14 protein-coding genes are annotated in these 16038 nt (G+C 47.0%); 6 read left to right on the top strand and 8 right to left on the bottom strand.

Going from position 1 to position 16038, the window contains the following annotated elements; translation table 11 throughout:
• The first annotated feature begins 15 nt into the window (after positions 1-15).
• From aspS to clsB, 6 genes are all read left to right on the top strand, one after another.
• Positions 16-1818 carry an aspartate--tRNA ligase gene (gene aspS, locus MJ770_RS13180; RefSeq protein ID WP_239255185.1) on the top strand — a complete coding sequence of 601 codons (1803 nt, stop codon included), beginning with the start codon at positions 16-18 and terminating at the stop codon, positions 1816-1818.
• A 260-nt stretch (positions 1819-2078) separates the two neighbouring features.
• Positions 2079-2297: a barstar family protein gene (locus MJ770_RS15725; protein WP_445083163.1), complete on the top strand. Its 219-nt coding sequence runs from the start codon at positions 2079-2081 to the stop codon at positions 2295-2297.
• Between the two features lie 102 nt (positions 2298-2399).
• A complete protein-coding gene (nudB, locus tag MJ770_RS13175) occupies positions 2400-2855 on the top strand; it encodes a dihydroneopterin triphosphate diphosphatase (protein ID WP_239255183.1) in 456 nt (151 codons plus the stop codon).
• 23 nt (positions 2856-2878) lie between these two features.
• Entirely contained in the window at positions 2879-3976 is a 1098-nt protein-coding gene (gene nadA / locus MJ770_RS13170; RefSeq protein ID WP_239255181.1) for a quinolinate synthase NadA, read from the top strand.
• Between the two features lie 81 nt (positions 3977-4057).
• Positions 4058-4810, top strand: coding sequence for an endonuclease/exonuclease/phosphatase family protein (locus MJ770_RS13165; RefSeq protein WP_239255179.1), 753 nt, complete (start codon positions 4058-4060; stop codon positions 4808-4810).
• Entirely contained in the window at positions 4807-5976 is a 1170-nt protein-coding gene (gene clsB / locus MJ770_RS13160; protein WP_239255168.1) for a cardiolipin synthase ClsB, read from the top strand. Before MJ770_RS13165 ends, clsB begins: the two co-directional genes overlap by 4 nt.
• A 549-nt stretch (positions 5977-6525) precedes the next feature.
• Here the strand turns inward: clsB and MJ770_RS13155 are convergent.
• From MJ770_RS13155 to ggt, 8 genes are all read right to left on the bottom strand, one after another.
• Positions 6526-7392 (bottom strand): energy transducer TonB, encoded by an 867-nt coding sequence (locus tag MJ770_RS13155; protein ID WP_239255166.1) that lies wholly within the window; start codon positions 7390-7392, stop codon positions 6526-6528.
• Positions 7386-9245, bottom strand: a complete 1860-nt coding sequence (locus MJ770_RS13150; RefSeq protein WP_239255164.1) for a ribonuclease catalytic domain-containing protein — start codon at positions 9243-9245, stop codon at positions 7386-7388. The genes MJ770_RS13155 and MJ770_RS13150 overlap by 7 nt, the downstream gene beginning before the upstream one ends.
• Before the next feature lie 607 nt (positions 9246-9852).
• Complete coding sequence (locus tag MJ770_RS13145; RefSeq protein ID WP_239255162.1) at positions 9853-10377, bottom strand: hypothetical protein; 525 nt, start codon at positions 10375-10377, stop codon at positions 9853-9855.
• A gap of 263 nt (positions 10378-10640) precedes the next feature.
• Positions 10641-11210 (bottom strand): YceI family protein, encoded by a 570-nt coding sequence (locus MJ770_RS13140; protein WP_239255160.1) that lies wholly within the window; start codon positions 11208-11210, stop codon positions 10641-10643.
• A gap of 424 nt (positions 11211-11634) precedes the next feature.
• The gene (locus MJ770_RS13135) at positions 11635-12132 is read right to left on the bottom strand and encodes a TPM domain-containing protein (protein WP_239255158.1); all 498 of its coding nucleotides are present in this window, start codon (positions 12130-12132) and stop codon (positions 11635-11637) included.
• Positions 12133-12978, bottom strand: a complete 846-nt coding sequence (locus tag MJ770_RS13130) for a TPM domain-containing protein (RefSeq protein ID WP_239255152.1) — start codon at positions 12976-12978, stop codon at positions 12133-12135. It lies immediately after the preceding gene.
• Position 12979: 1 nt separating this feature from the next.
• A complete protein-coding gene (locus tag MJ770_RS13125) occupies positions 12980-13594 on the bottom strand; it encodes a LemA family protein (protein WP_239255151.1) in 615 nt (204 codons plus the stop codon).
• 348 nt (positions 13595-13942) lie between these two features.
• Positions 13943-15622 carry a gamma-glutamyltransferase gene (ggt, locus tag MJ770_RS13120; protein ID WP_239255150.1) on the bottom strand — a complete coding sequence of 560 codons (1680 nt, stop codon included), beginning with the start codon at positions 15620-15622 and terminating at the stop codon, positions 13943-13945.
• Positions 15623-16038 lie beyond the last annotated feature (416 nt).

Here is a 16038-nt window from a genome sequence, read left to right as displayed (position 1 = left end):
TAACTTATTAAAAATATGCGAACTCATTACTGCGGACATCTTAACGTTTCAAATCTTGGCCAAGTTGTTACTTTATGTGGCTGGGCACACCGTCGCCGTGACCACGGAGGGGTGATTTTTATTGATCTTCGCGACCGCGAAGGGCTGGCACAAGTGGTATGCGCCCCAGATCGGGCTGATATGTTCAAAATAGCTGAATCGGTGCGCAGCGAATTCGTGCTGCGTATTAGCGGACGCGTGCGCCGTCGCCCGGAAGGCAGTTCCAATAGCAACCTTGGTAGCGGTGAGATCGAAATTCTATGCAATGAAATCGAAGTGCTGAATTCCGCGCTTACGCCGCCGTTTCAGCTGGATGACGAGAATCTTTCGGAGAACGTGCGGCTGACACACCGCGTGATTGACCTGCGACGTCCACAGATGCAGAAAAACCTGATACTGCGTTACAAGACAGCAATGGCGTTCCGCCGTTTCCTGGATACAAAGGGTTTCATCGATATTGAAACGCCGATGCTGACTAAATCCACACCAGAAGGTGCGCGCGACTATCTGGTACCATCACGCGTTCATGCAGGAGAGTTCTTTGCGTTACCGCAATCGCCTCAGCTATTCAAGCAGCTGCTCATGGTGGCAGGTTTCGACCGTTACTATCAAATCACCAAATGCTTTCGCGACGAAGATTTGCGTGCAGACCGCCAACCTGAATTTACTCAGGTTGACATTGAGACCTCATTCCTGGACGAAGAGCAGATTATGATGCTGACGGAGGAAATGCTACGCACCGTATTTAAAGAGGTATTGGGTACCGTTTTGCCTAATCCGTTTCCGCGTATTTCTCACGCTGAGGCGATGGCGCGCTTTGGTTCAGATAAACCCGATTTGAGAGTGACGCTGGAAATAACCGATGTTTCAGATGCGGTAAAAGATGTGGCCTTTAAGGTGTTTTCTACTCCAGCCAATCAAGCTAACGGGCGTGTGGCAGCTTTACGTGTGCCGGGAGGTAGCTCATTTACGCGCGGCGAGATTGATGAGTACACAAAGTTCGTTGGCATCTACGGTGCACGCGGATTGGCCTACATTAAAGTCAATGACGTGACTCAGTTAAACGAAACTGGCCTGCAATCACCCATCGTGAAGAATCTGAATGAAAATGCGCTTAAAATAATCATGGCTCGTACCGGCGCACAGAATGGTGACTTGATATTCTTTGGAGCGGACAAAGCCAAAGTAGTGAATGACGCGCTCGGCGCGTTACGCACCAAGATTGGCCATGAGAAGCAGTATGTTAGTGGTGCAGCATGGACACCACTGTGGGTGGTGGATTTTCCCATGTTTGAATATGATGATGAGGCTAAGCGTTGGGATGCCTGCCATCACCCGTTCACCGCACCCAAGGATGAGCATCTCCATCTGTTGGAAGATGACCCTGGACGCTGTCTGGCAAAGGCATACGACATCGTGTTGAACGGTTGGGAACTTGGTGGTGGCTCTGTACGTATCCATAAGGAAGAAACTCAGTCATTAGTATTCCGTGCACTTAACATCGGTGAGGAAGAGGCGCAACTGAAATTTGGTTTCCTGCTCGATGCATTGCAATATGGCGCGCCGCCGCACGGTGGGCTGGCTTTCGGCCTGGATCGCATTGTTACTCTTATGAGTGGTTCGGAATCAATTCGTGACGTGATCGCTTTCCCCAAAACCCAACGTGCGCAGTGTTTGCTAACCCAGGCACCCAGTGCTGTTGACGAAAAACAGCTGAACGAGCTCCATATTCGTTTGCGTCAGAAAGTGCAAGCAACAGTGGAAGTGACGAAAGATTAGAGTGACAGTATTGGTGGTTTGCTGTGTAAGCGTAGAAATTTGAAGTCTTAGTATGACTTCATTAGATATGGCCATAAACGTACACACAGCGCAATAAAATTGAACTTTGAAATTGATCTGCAGGGTATGTACTCTACTCAAACATCGTGAGGTAGCTAGTAAAAGTATTTAGAGTTCTGTCATGAGTTTATGATGGGTGTGAGCCGAGTACGTAATCGTGATGCACGGCACATTACTTGTGTTCAATATGTTGAGTGTGATTGCGTCGCGAACCATTACCGAATTTTCGGTGCATCATTGATTTGGCTAAGGCAGATGGCAAGAAAAAGTTTATCGCTGCCATTGCACAGGCAATTCGCGTGACGGATTGGTTCGGTGGCAATTGGGATGCGCTGGACGATATATTGAGCGATTTTTCTCGGGAACTGCTTTCGGTTATGTGCTGTTTTTGCGTAAGAATAATGGCATGCTCGGGATGACTGCAGTGGATCAAATATTGCTATGAAAATTTGTGCTGGTACGATAGCTTTCTGGAGGTCGCGAGATAAACCATTCTGGGCTTTTTTCTGTTAGAGCAATCCATGCTATATAAATTACCAGTTTCGGTTTTAGTGGTGATTTATACCGTGAATTTTGAAGTGTTGCTTCTTGAACGCGCTGATCACCCCGGCTTTTGGCAATCAGTCACCGGTAGCATAGATGATGGCGAGTCTTTGTGCGAGACAGCTGTGCGCGAAGTTTTTGAGGAGACTGGCTTGGATGCCAATCACTATCCATTGGTGGACTGGCAAACGCAAAATATCTATGAGATTTATGCCAAATGGCAGCATCGCTATGCGCTTGGCACTCAGCACAATACCGAGCATGTATTTGGCTTGGAATTACCTTGCGAGCTTCCTGTCAAACTGTCACCACGAGAACATCTTAGCTATAAATGGTTGCCTTGGCAGGAAGCTGCGGGTCAGGTGTTTTCACCAAGCAACCGAGAAGCGATTTTGCAGTTGCCTGAAAGAGCTGAGGGCAGAAACCGACCATAACATTGTGAACGAAAGATTTTGAAATGAAGGAAGTTGACAAGCAAGATGGCATGATATCGATTGCCTACGAGCATCCCGGTTGCTCCACACCGATAGCGTGGGCGAAGAAGCCGCGCGAACCGGAGCCCGATGAAAAAGCCATGTTAATCGAGCGAATTAAACGACTGTTAAAAGAACAGGATGCAGTGCTGGTTGCACATTATTACGTGCATCCAGACTTGCAGGACTTGGCCGATGCTACCGGCGGTTGTGTATCTGACTCTCTTGATATGGCAAATTTTGGACATCAACATCCAGCGCAAACGTTAGTGGTGGCGGGGGTGCGTTTCATGGGCGAGACAGCGAAAATTCTCAACCCGGAAAAACGCGTGTTAATGCCTGATCTGGATGCCAACTGTTCGCTTGATCTTGGCTGTCCGGTAGAAGAGTTTACCGCTTTCTGTGATGCACACCCGAATCGAACCGTGGTGGTGTATGCCAATACTAGTGCGGCGGTGAAGGCGCGCGCCGACTGGGTTGTAACCAGCTCTATCGCGTTGCCAATCGTTAAGCACCTTAAGGAGAAGGGGCAGAAGATATTGTGGGCTCCAGATCGTCATCTTGGCAATTACATTCAGCAGCAAAGTGGCGCCGACATATTGCTGTGGCAAGGTTCATGTGTGGTGCATGACGAGTTCAAGACCAAGGAGTTGGCTGAACTTAAGGCACAACACCCGGATGCCAAGGTGTTAGTGCATCCGGAATCTCCCCCGGCAGTGGTTCAGCTTGCTGATGTAGTGGGCTCAACCACGCAGCTCATTAACGCAACACAGAATTTTGCTGCGAATAAGTTCATTGTGGCGACCGATAACGGTATTCTGCACAGAATGAAAAATTTATCGCCTGACAAGGTGTTTCTTGAAGCGCCTACGGCTGGAGATGGAGCGACTTGCATTAGCTGTAATCACTGTCCATGGATGGCTATGAACGGGTTACTGAATCTGGCTCAAGCGTTGGAAAGTGGAAAGAATGAGATACATGTCGATCCGGTAATCGGGCGTCGAGCTAAGGTCTCTATCGAACGCATGCTTGATTTTGCTCGTCAAATCGACCTTCCTACCCGAGGCATAGGTAACGCATGATCGGTGGTTGCAGCTAACAAACGCTCATTACGTATAGTGTAATGATATGTGGTCTGCTGATGGGGTATTGATGAGGTACTTATGACCACACTTAACGTCGTCACCTATAACATTCACAAAGGCTTGTCTCATTTCAACCAGCGCATTGTGTTGCACGAATTGCGCGAACGCTTGCGTGAGCTCAACGCCGACATCGTATTTCTGCAGGAAGTGCAGGGCGAGAAATACCTCGATGGGCGACATCTCCCTGGTTCCTCCACTCCGCCGCAACATGAGTTTCTGGCTGACCAGATATGGCCGCATCATGTATATGGAAAGAATTCCGTCTATATAGGCGGGCATCACGGAAATGCCCTTTTAAGTCGTCACTCAATTGTGAAGTGGGATAATCTGGATATTTCCGCGCACCGCTTCGAAAGTCGAGGCTTGCTGCACTGTGTAATTGACCTGCCAAAAACCGATAAAAATGTAATCAGTCAGCCGCTGCATTGCATTTGTGTACATTTCGGTTTATTCAAACGCGGCCGCGGGGTGCAATTAAGTGCGCTGATTGAACGTATCAAACAGATGGTGCCGGAAGATGCGAGGCTTATTGTCGCAGGTGATTTCAATGACTGGCGCAATTATGCCAGTCGTCTGTTAGCCAATAATTTGAATTTACATGAGGTGTTTGAGGAAAATCTTGGCAGGCCGGCACGCAGTTTTCCGGCGGGCATACCACTGCTATGCATGGATCGCATATATGTGCGTGGTCTGGAGATTCAGCGCTGTGAGGTGCATGCGTGGAGAAAGATTTCAGATCATGTAGCACTATCCGCGACTCTCAATCTATGAGTAGTACGCATCTGGTTGACGGTCATATTCTGATGCTGTTGCGTAATGGTGAAGAATATTTTCCGCGCCTGATTAAAGCGATAGACGCCGCGACCCGCACAGTTTATCTGGAAACTTATATATATGCCGCCGATACCGTCGGTCGTCAAATCTCGCAGGCGTTACAACGCGCGGCCAAGCGTGGCGTTATGGCGCATGTGTTGCTAGATGGTTTCGGCTCAGCCGAGTTGCCAGATGCGTGGGTGGACGAGCTTCGTCGGGCAGGCGTAGAGGTATTATGGTATCGCCCGGAAATCGCACGATTCAGCTTACGCCGCCACCGACTGCGCCGGTTGCATCGCAAGCTGGCGTTGGTAGATGAGCAAATAGCCTTTGTAAGCGGCGTCAATATTATTAATGACGTGCCAGGTGGGCAAATTATAGCGCCGAGATTGGATTACACGGTTGAGATGCAGGGCGCTACAACAGAGCAAATACACTTCGTGATGCGGCGTTTGTGGACGCTGATTTCGTGGATAAATTTTCGGCGGCAACGCGAACGCGTAAAGCTGCTGGCTGCATACAAGAATACTGATCAACAAAAAGTCGCTTTCGTATTGCGTGATAACTTGCGTAATCGTCACGCAATTGAACAAGCTTATCTTAAAGCTATTGCCGATGCTCAACGAGAAATTATCATTGCCAATGCTTATTTTTTGCCTGGATTGCGCTTTCGCGATGCTTTGCTCAAGGCGGCTCGGCGCGGAGTGCGCATAGTGTTGCTGTTGCAAGGGCGGGTGGAGTACCGCTTGCAGCACTTTGCTACACGTGCGCTTTATGACGAACTGTTGCGAGCAGGTATGGAAATTTATGAATACCACGCCAGTTTTATGCATGCCAAGGTGGCAGTGGTGGATGGCTATTGGGCAACCGTAGGTTCATCCAACATAGATCCATTCAGTCTGTGGTTAGCGCGAGAGGCTAACCTGGTAGTTCGTGATGCAGGATTTGCTGAATCATTGCGCGCCGATTTGATGCAAGAAATTGCGCGCAGTGCCCAGTTTATTTCTCCTTCTGTGTGGCGTAAGCATGGTATATGGATGCGACTATTAATGCGCTTCAGCTATGCAATAGTACGTTTCTTGGCCGGAATAATTGGTTATGCACGTGAACATGATAATGTTTAGGTCTTTAAAAACTCAATGTTCTAGGCAAGACGAGGTGCGAGTAAAAAAATTGAATTTATAGCGGTGCCCTAGTCAAAAAGCTATCCAGCATAACCTGAGGGAATTACCGTGAGAGCAATTTTTATGCATTGTTGTTGCAGATTGTGTGGAGCGTGCGGGTCGATAAGGCTGGCTAACATCTGGCATATACCAACCAATTTACGGAAATTTCAGCCGTGCGAATGTTGTATAGAAACTCATGTTGCCAAACCGCTTCGCCATGTTTGGTCGCCAGCAGCATGGCCAGCAAACTGAGGCGGGAGTGGGCAGCTTTTGCCGTGTACAGGTTTTTTCGGGGCTTGGGATAGTGTCGACAACGGCGCTGCATCCTGCGTCACGATAGTGACAATGAGCAATTTTATGAATGCGACATAGCCAAAATAACATTGATGATTTTCTAATTTTGGGTTGATGAAAGTTGATCAGTGATTTCGGTCTAACACTAAAAGCCAGAAAGCAGGATAAAATACCGGGAGCGGATGCTCGGAATTTGATTGTTACGGAAATCAGTCATTCACTTTGCAGAGTATCGGCTGAGGTAAATGTCCAAGTGCGTGTGATAGTAAGAATGTCAGTGTCTTTGCGGATATCTGGCGGGAGAGGGGCGAAAGGAGCAGCCAGTTGTACGATTTGTCGTGCCGCTGCGTCCAGAATGGGCTGTCGGGATGAGCGACTAACTTCCACATTTTCTAAGCTGCCGTCTGCACGGATGGAGACGCTGAGTTGCAGTTTGCCATAAATATTATTCTGACGCGCTGCTTGGGGATAGTTCATGTTTCCTATGCGCTCTACTTTGATGCGCCAGTCTTCAACATATTGTGCGAAACGATATTCCTGGGTGCGCGCACCAATAAATTTTCGCCGTGGTAATTTTTGATAAGTATCAAAATCCTTGCTGATCTGTGCTTCCAGGCGCGCGATCTCCAGCTTGCGTTGCACTAAATCCAAGTTATTCGAACTGTCACTGGCTTTTTGGTATTGCTCTTGTCCTTGGATTTTTTGTTGCGGTACCCTGTGAGGACTTATGGCTGCCTGTGCCAGTAGAAGTTTGACACCTTGTTCGAGCTGCTGCACGCGCTGTGCAGATTGTTCAGGTGTGAATTGTTTGTCATCGTTCAATGCAGGCAGGGGACTTTTTGCGCGACGATCTTCAGTTGTATTACCACCGCCGTCAAGGTTGTGTTGTGCTAAGGCATCTGCTTTTACAGGGCTCGATTTTGATTTGCTGTTTACCAGCACCACTTGCAGCGGTTGCATGAAATCAGTGATTTTGCGCGGGTCGGGCAAGGCAAAGCCGATGCCAAACAGCATAAAAGTATGCAGCACTAGCGAAACTGCCAAGGCAATGGCGATCGGCTGTTTGAAGAGTACTAGCAAGCGGTGGCCTCCTCCTCTACCTTGGATATAAAGCGGGCATTGAAATTCAGGTCGAGCAGGTCAATATCGCCTATTTCCAGGATTACACGAGTATTTGGCGGTAATTCCGGTAATGATGGGATGCGGCTTGTCAACGGAATATTTACGAGCTTTACCAGATTTTCACGTAGTACCAGCGCTTCGGTGCGCTGAATATTTTCCTGTAGCAGCCAGCGTAAACACCAGTAGCGTTCCATGTTGCGTTGGAATTCGTTGTACAGTGCATAGGCAGCTTCGAAATCGCGCATAATAGCAAACAGCGCGGTGTCATTTGTTTTGTAGGCGGGTGGCTCTTCTCGCAGCAGGCTGATAATCTGACGCTGATTAACAAAATCTATGTAGCGACGTAGCGGCGAACTTGACCACAGATACTGTGCCACGCCCAAACCTTGGTGTGGCGCCGGCACGGTGCTCATCTTTACCTTACCATTGCTTTGCGTGCGGTATATGCCCGCAACGTCGTGTGTTGCGAGCAGTTTGCCCCATTCCGAGTTAACGAAAATCATCAGCTCTGCCACCAGCTTGTCGATGGGTGAACCACGCTGTCGAGTACTGATGCTGATGCGATCGTTTTCTACGTGAAAATTGTAATCCACCTGCTGGGTATTATTTTCGGCAGATTTGCCGCGCATTGCCTCCAGCTTTTGCGCTATCTTCCATAAAAGCGTGAGCTCTGTCGCAAAGAGAAAATCCTGATCGCCTGCTGCCAGCGTATCCTCGTTAAACAACGGTTCCAGCGTATCATGGCGTAGATTAGCAACAATATGAATGCGTTCTACGCGGCTTTCCGTGCCGAGCACGTCCAGAGTTTCGGCATCGACTTCGATATACATGGAAAGAGATGGGCAAACCTTGTCAGCACTAAGGGTAAATGCCTGCACCACGCTGTCTGGCAACATGGTGATCTTGTCTCCAGGCATATATATCGTGGACATGCGCTGAATCGCGATGTCATCACCTGGGGAGCCGGGCATTATGCCCAGCGAAGGGGCGGCAATATGTACACCGATACGCCAGTTGCCGTTGGCAAGCTCTCTAACCGAAAAGGCATCGTCAATTTCTGTGGTGGTTGCATCATCTATGCTAAATGCAGTATCTACTGCCAGTGGCAGGTCGGCACAGTCAGCCAGATCAACCTCAGCGAAACCAGTTCCATGTGGGAAATTTGCGAATAAGAAGCGCTGCAAATGGTACGAATGTGTAGAAGGAACTGCTCCACAGCGTTGCAGCAAGTGTGCAGCTGATAAGTGGCTTGCAGTGCAGGCGGCCTCCAGTGCTTTCACCTCGATGGTGTTGCGATCCGGCTTGTATAGTAAATGCGGTAACTTATCTGTAAATTCCGGTGGCAAGGTGAAAGCAATCAGCTCGTTGGTGTAACGCGCTTGCAAGGCAGCCTGCAGACGTTTTTTTTCGGCACTGGCTAGCGCCGATTTAAGGGCATCTGGTGGTGCGGCCTTGTAGCGGCCCTTGCCTTTTTTGTAAAAGTGCATTGGTGAAGAATGCAAGCGAATCAAGGTTCCCGCTGCCTCGATGGGATTTGGCTCGTGTCCAAAATACTCGCTGGCTAACTCATTAAAGCCAAAATCTTCCTGTGGGCTGCACTCCCACAAAAATTCCACGTCTATGTCTGCTGCGATGCCTTCCGCATGCGTCATAAGTTCAGTCAACCCCGGCTGGGCAAAACGAAGCAGCACGTTGGCAGCCTTGATCTTGCTACGTTTACCGTGCGTGCTTTCCACTTGCAGTGAAGTTGTGTTGTCAGTAAGTATCGAGCCGACCTTGAAAGCGCCATCTTCTTCGTAAAAAACGTTCATAGGAAATGTGGCGAAAAAAGTGGCGCAATTATACCTCAGCGCAGATCATGGCCTAGAATTTCACTTCAGTAATGAATATCAATTTAGCGATATCCATACGAAAGCTAATAGATGCAGAGATATAGAGGCTCTAAATGTAATGAGCGGGAATCAAAGTTTCCCGCATAAGAAGTAAACCTGATATTTTCGTCACCACCATTCAAGTGGAATCTCTGCCAGTAAAGGCAACTTATCCTGCTGTACGTGAGGGACATAGCCAAACTATTTAAGGGCACTTATTAAAATCCCATATTCGCCCCGTCGAAATCCCGTAGACCGGCGGGTTGTCAATGACATCTATCCGGTTCAAGGTATCAGTACATGTGGCAGTCGAAGGCAATAGCATTGCAGCATTTGATGCCGCAGCTAAGCCTGACCCAAATTATCTTGGTTGATGGATAATGATTGCGCTACCATGAGCGCGGCGAAAAGTTAACGAGTTGTTTATACCATGCCTATACGGGTATAAGTGAAATGTAAACAGGGTACTAAATTACAATAATCTCGTCGAGATGAGTTGGATTTTGCGTATTATATTTACGGAAAGTTTCCTTAGAATGACTTAGTGTCACCTGTGATGTCTACTATCATGGTTCTTATAATAGTTCTTATCATGTCCGACATGGCTTTTGGCATGTTTACCACCATGATTCTTGTCATGACCGAAATGCGCTCTGGCATGACCACCATCATGGTTCCTGTAATAGTTCCTATCATGACTGCCATGGTTCCTGGCATGACCACCTCTCCTGTTGCCATGCGCATGATAACTAGGAATATAAACGTTGTTATACCAGTCCTGTCGAACGAAGTAGACTTGCTGCCCACAGGCGCCATATCTATGGCAGTGCTTACGCCAGTTTTTCCGGTGGCCTGGGGGCACGCGCAGATAAACTGGTTGAGCCATCCTGCCCATTGGCATTGGTTGAATAATGACAGGTGTTCGATAGATTAACTGAGGTTTTGGATGGTTACCGATATCGATTTGACCATAAAAGCCAGGCTGGCCAAGACTTATGGATACGCCAACATCAGCAGATAATGCTGGTGCAGCGATAGTGACGAGCATCGCTGCAAATAAAATACGTTTCATTTGAGACCCCTTCTTTCGCGAGTTACCTTACTTCAACGCGCCAGCACGATGAACTGTTGACATTAAATATCGACTGATTTCAGGCGAGTTCAAATTTGTTTTGTAGAATCTTTAGAACGTCTTTCACAATACTTGATAGGATGAGTTCTTGCCTGCCATTACAGGCAAGAATCCAGTGAAAAGAATCTCAAAATCCAGTCTGCAAAAACTAACATAATTTAAAAATATGTGTACTTTCCATTTCTTATGCATGGAAATATTGATTAGTCTTTATACGCTTCCACTTCGAATACCATCTTTATGTCATCGCCCACGCTAGGTAGGCCATACTTCATGCCGAAATCTGAGCGTTTAATCTGTGCGCTGGCGTCCGCGCCGCACAGCTCTTTTTTATTCATCGGGTGACTGCCGCATTTAAAGGAGTGAATAGTGAGTGTTACTGGTTTGGTTACACCGAGTAGAGTGAGCTTACCTTCTACACTTACTGGCGTGTCTCCCTTGAATTTTACTGCACTTGATTTAAATGTCAGCGTGGGAAATTCTGCAACATTGAAGAAATCTGGGGAACGCAGATGGGCGTCGCGCTTGTCATAACCAGTGGTAAGTGAAGCCGCTCCAATGGTGACATCAATCGACCCGCTCTTTTTAGTACGATCTAAAGTTACTTTGCCGCTAGTTTTATCGAAACGTCCTTGCATAGTGGAAAAACCCAAATGACTGACACTGAAATGTGCGTAGGTATGCTGAGGATCCATAGTATAAGAATCTGCAGCATGGGCAGCGAATGGCAAACTTACCATCAGTAATCCAGCAATGATATTTCGTTTTAGCATTGTGTTCTCCTTTACATTAGAAACAGTGGCATAGGCCACACGGCAAGTATAAATTTATTCCTTAACACGACAACAAAAAAATTGTACCATCCGGTCAATTATGAAACAAGCGTTTGATACGTTTGTTTGAAAGCTATAATTTGCCCTAAGTAGATAGCTCGTAAACCATACCTGTTGAACAATGGTAGTCAATCAAATTCGATCTGATGATCGCTCACCCAGATGTCACAGTACGAGCCCTAGTTCGCTTATAAGCAGAAATTCAGTTGTCATTCCAGCGAGCCGAGAGATTGGAGGCCGAACCAAATTAATGAAGCTGCACTACGCGATCTGCTGACGGAAGAGTTAGTACTAAACAAGTACAGTGAGTTCCTTCATTGAAGAAACATACAATCACATTTCATAATGTGCGTTTACCTATTGCTTATAATATTACTGGTTTGTCTGGCAACTCATTCACTGAGGTGGGTTGTTTCGGAAAATGCTGCTGTAAATGGTTACTGACTGAATGAATCCCCTTGATTACCCCAGCTTCAAAATGGTCCAGACGAAATGCTGATTCCATTTCAAGACAAATTTCTTCCCAGCCAGCTTTCTCAATCTTCGTATATATGCCACGGTCAGCGACAATTTCCACATCACGATCGGCGAGCAGCAAGTAAATCAACACTCCATTATTGAGCTCTGTGTCCCAAACTCTCAATTGAGAAAATATATCAATAGCCCGATCATTTGCAGTCTGGTTACGCCAGAGAGCGGCGAAATCAAGTGATGCTTCAACTGCAAAGCGAACTTGTCCAGAATGCTTGGCTTCGGTTTCCTGAATTGCCTGCTCAATGGCTTGCAGCGAATGGGCTGGGAACACAGCCTTCACGGCCATGCTGCCAGTGATTAAATGCTTAATAATGCGTTGAATAGCCATTCACCATCGTCCCGATGCGCCGCCGCCACCAAATCCACCGCCGCCGCCACCAAACCCGCCGCCACCAAACCCGCCCTGGCCGAAACCACCGCCTCCCATAACGCCACGCCCACCGCCAACCAACGTAAGCATAAACGCCATAAAGCCCACAACTCCCGCAATTAAAATAGGCGCGACGATGAGCCAAGCGAGCATAGCGGTAACAAAACCAATGACAATTGCTGCGGGTAAGCGTCCTAAAAATTTGCGAAGTACACCACCCACTCCCATCACTAGCATAAAAGCGATAAACAACAATGACTCAAGGTTATTGATACCTCCTGATACCGCACTGCTCTCACGAGGAGGCGGTAACGATTCACCTTCAATCACCTTCAGCAGTTGTTCGATCCCAGTTGCAATGCCTGCATAGTAATCTCCGCGCTTAAAGTGCGGCGTTATGGTCTCGGAAATAATTTGCTTCGCAACAGCATCAGGCAGCACACCTTCCAGGCCGTAGCCGACTTCAATGCGCAATGTACGATCGTCCTTGGCAATGAGCAGCAATACACCATCATCAATTCCCTTGCGCCCAAGTTTCCAAGCGTCAACAACCCGAATACCGAATTGTTCGATAGTTTCTGGTTGGGTAGTTGGAATCAGCAGTACAGCAATTTGCGCGCCTTTTTTTTCTTCAAATTGGGCGAGGCGTGTTTCAAGCTGTTGCTTTTGGACGGCATCGAGTGTACTGGTTAAATCAGTTACGCGAGCGCTGAGTGGCGGTACTTCGACTTCGGCGTGCGCTAAACCGCTTACGCTTAACCATACCAGTGTAAGTAGCAGGGCTGGTGCCCAGGCACGTATCATGTCATTTAGCAGGCACTTGCGGACCAGGCGCGCTGAAATCAACTGTTGGTGGTCTAGAGATTTCTTTCTCGTTTTCGACTGTGAAGGATGGCTTTACCTTGAATCCGAATATCATGGCGGTTAAGTTACTGGGAAAAGAGCGCACAGTAATGTTGTAATCCTGTACCGTCTTAATGTACCGGTTGCGCGCCACTGTAATACGATTTTCAGTGCCTTCAAGCTGCGCTTGCAAATCGCGAAAATTGGCGTCAGATTTTAACTGTGGATAATTTTCGCTTACTACTAGCAAACGGCTTAATGCTGATGTTAGTTCACCCTGAGCAGCTTGAAATTTGGCGAAAGCCTGTTCGTTATTAATGAGCTCCGGTGTGATCTGAACGCTGCCGACCTTGGCTCGCGCATTTGTTACACCCAGTAATACTGCTTGTTCTTGTGCGGCAAAGCCTTTGACGGTACTAACCAGATTAGGTACCAAGTCGGCGCGACGTTGGTATTGGTTCAGCACTTCAGCCCAACTTGCCTTAATTTGCTCGTCAGTGGATTGCAGAGTGTTGTAGCCACAGCCGCTTAATGCCAAGACGGAAAGAACAGTCAATAATAATTGCCAAACACGCATGATGCTCTCCTCATCAAAATATTACGAAAAAACAGTTTAAAATTACCCATCCTAAGGCCGATAAATTAATAATGTCATATTTCAGATTGCAGCCTGTCGGACTAAAAGAATCGTAGCGAAAACTGAGCTGAACGAGGGTGATTTTCGAGCTTTCACCTGGCGGCGAAATATACGCCGTTCAGCTCAATTTGCAGCCGATTTCCTTTAAGTCCGGCAGGTTACTAGTATGAACCTTAAGTGTTACATTTCAAAAAGTTAAATGTCGCATTCGCACCCATATCAAACTTGGTAACGCTCACTTTGACAAGTGCATTGTCAAATCAGATTGAGACTAGCTCAGTTAAGCGACTAATAAGCGAGTGCCGCACCCTCATTTCTCGGATCTTTGATGCCGGAGATTACGCTATCAGTAATCATGATGGAATTAGCGTCTCCTATACCTCTCCCCCAGCTAGCTTCTTTAAAGTCAATATGCCCCATCTTTTTTAGCACTTCAAGTGTATCCGGTGAAATACCGTACTTGCCGTATATAATTCTGTCAGGTAGCCACTGATGATGGAAGCGTGGCAGAGAAACTGCATCCTCAATACTCATGCCATGGTCAATGATATTCACGATTACTTGAAGTACCGTGGTAATAATTGTTGAACCGCCCGGGGATCCCGTGATCAAGAAGGGTTGACCATCCTTGAGTGCAAGCGTTGGAGACATTGAACTCAACATTCTTTTTCCTGGGGCAATAGCGTTTGCTTCTCTACCTATCACACTAAATTGATTGGGTGAGTTTTCTTTAATTGAAAAGTCATCCATTTCGTTATTCAACAAGAAGCCAGCATCCTGGACAACGATCTTGTTTCCGTAGGAGCTATTGAGCGTTGTCGTTAGTGCAACCATCATACCTTCTTTGTACACTGAAAAATGGGTTGTTTCAGAGCTTTCATCGAGCCAGTGCCCAGCTCCAACATCCTCACTCTTACTTGCATTATCAGGATCAAAATCGGCAAAACGATGTGCGGCATAATGCTTATCAGTGAGCATCGCAATAGGCACATCATAATATTCCGGATCTCCAAGATGCTCTGCACGGTCTGCGTAGGCACGTCGCTCCGCTTCAACCATCAAGTGAATCGCCTTAGCACTCCCAAAACCCATAGCAGAAATATCGTAGGATTCCATCATGTTAAGAATTTGTATCACAAGCGCACCACCGGAAGATGGGGGGGGCATGCCGTAAATTTCGTAACCCCGATACATACCTCTAATTGGCTCTCGCCAAATTGATTTGTAGTTTGCTAGATCATTCAGCGTGATTTCTCCGTTGCCCCGTTGCATCTCAGCGATGATAAGGTCTGCAGTTTTACCCTTGTAAAAACCGTCGCGTCCACTAAGCGCTATTCGCTCCAGGGTCTTTGCGAGTTCAGGCTGCCGCCAAAAGTCACCTTCCTCATAAGGCACTCCATTTTTGGAGAAGGTCTTGACAGATCCAGGATACTGATCCATCTTCTTGAGCACTTTTTTAAATTGACGCGCAAGATCATGACTTAGGGGAAAGCCTTCCTCTGCTAAACGAATTGCCGGAGTAATAACCTGCTTTATTGAAAGCGAGCCATAGGTTTCGAGTAATGTAATTAAACCGTCTACAGAACCTGGAGTGCCTGACGATTTGTGACTCGCTGTTGATAAGTTCTTGATAATATTTCCTTCTGAGTCTAGATACATATCACGACTAGCACTAGCTGGGGCGGTTTCCCGATGATCTAACGTTACGACTTTACCATTGGCTAAACGCACGATAGCAAAACCACCGCCACCAAGGTTGCCCGCAGATGGATATGTCACCGCCAATGCAAACGCTGTTGCAACGGCTCCATCTACTGCATTGCCACCCGCTTTCATGATTTCGAGTCCGGCAGCAGAAGCAAGTGCAGATCTAGAGGTAACCATGCCAGTTTTGCCATAGATTGCTTCTGGGCTTGCAGCAAGAAGTGGAGTTGAGAGTAGGACAAGTAGATACAATAAAACTTTCATGTGGATTCAATTCTCACCATTAAGTACAGTTATGTCTAGCTTATCACGATCGCAAACCTAGCATTATCACTAAAGAATGACATTTACATTCAGAGATTAGAAATCAGACATCTTTCTAATGAAGGGGGCTAGATTAAGAACTTATGGAGAGGCAGGTCTTAATGCCAATAACTTCTAGGAGTATTGCTATATTAAATTCAGCGATCCAGCACTAATGCTGTGCTGCAATTAGATTCTGATGTAAATATGCACATTAAGTTTAAAAGGTAATTTCTGATGATAGTTTAGATATCCGTGCTTTTTGCAACTTAGACGGTCCATCAATCGTACCCTTAATAGTCACCAATAATAAGATTAAAACATAGGGCACCTCTAAAAACCATAGCTTTCAAACTTTCCGGCCCAAACTTTATGAA

It is taken from the genome of Candidatus Nitrotoga sp. M5, assembly GCF_927904885.1.
Lineage (GTDB): Bacteria > Pseudomonadota > Gammaproteobacteria > Burkholderiales > Gallionellaceae > Nitrotoga.
Note: the sequence above shows the minus strand (reverse complement) of the source record. Positions and strands in the feature narration are given on the sequence as shown.

Excerpts from the sequence above, each read along its gene's own strand:
- MJ770_RS13165 (WP_239255179.1), top strand. The coding sequence starts at position 4,058 with ATGACCACACTTAACGTCGTCACCTATAACATTCACAAAGGCTTGTCT.
- MJ770_RS13125 (WP_239255151.1), bottom strand. The coding sequence starts at position 13,594 with ATGCGTGTTTGGCAATTATTATTGACTGTTCTTTCCGTCTTGGCATTA.
- nudB (WP_239255183.1), top strand. The coding sequence starts at position 2,400 with ATGCTATATAAATTACCAGTTTCGGTTTTAGTGGTGATTTATACCGTG.
- MJ770_RS13130 (WP_239255152.1), bottom strand. The coding sequence starts at position 12,978 with ATGATACGTGCCTGGGCACCAGCCCTGCTACTTACACTGGTATGGTTA.
- nadA (WP_239255181.1), top strand. The coding sequence starts at position 2,879 with ATGAAGGAAGTTGACAAGCAAGATGGCATGATATCGATTGCCTACGAG.
- MJ770_RS13135 (WP_239255158.1), bottom strand. The coding sequence starts at position 12,132 with ATGGCTATTCAACGCATTATTAAGCATTTAATCACTGGCAGCATGGCC.
- clsB (WP_239255168.1), top strand. The coding sequence starts at position 4,807 with ATGAGTAGTACGCATCTGGTTGACGGTCATATTCTGATGCTGTTGCGT.
- aspS (WP_239255185.1), top strand. The coding sequence starts at position 16 with ATGCGAACTCATTACTGCGGACATCTTAACGTTTCAAATCTTGGCCAA.
- MJ770_RS13145 (WP_239255162.1), bottom strand. The coding sequence starts at position 10,377 with ATGAAACGTATTTTATTTGCAGCGATGCTCGTCACTATCGCTGCACCA.
- MJ770_RS13150 (WP_239255164.1), bottom strand. The coding sequence starts at position 9,245 with ATGAACGTTTTTTACGAAGAAGATGGCGCTTTCAAGGTCGGCTCGATA.
- MJ770_RS13140 (WP_239255160.1), bottom strand. The coding sequence starts at position 11,210 with ATGCTAAAACGAAATATCATTGCTGGATTACTGATGGTAAGTTTGCCA.
- ggt (WP_239255150.1), bottom strand. The coding sequence starts at position 15,622 with ATGAAAGTTTTATTGTATCTACTTGTCCTACTCTCAACTCCACTTCTT.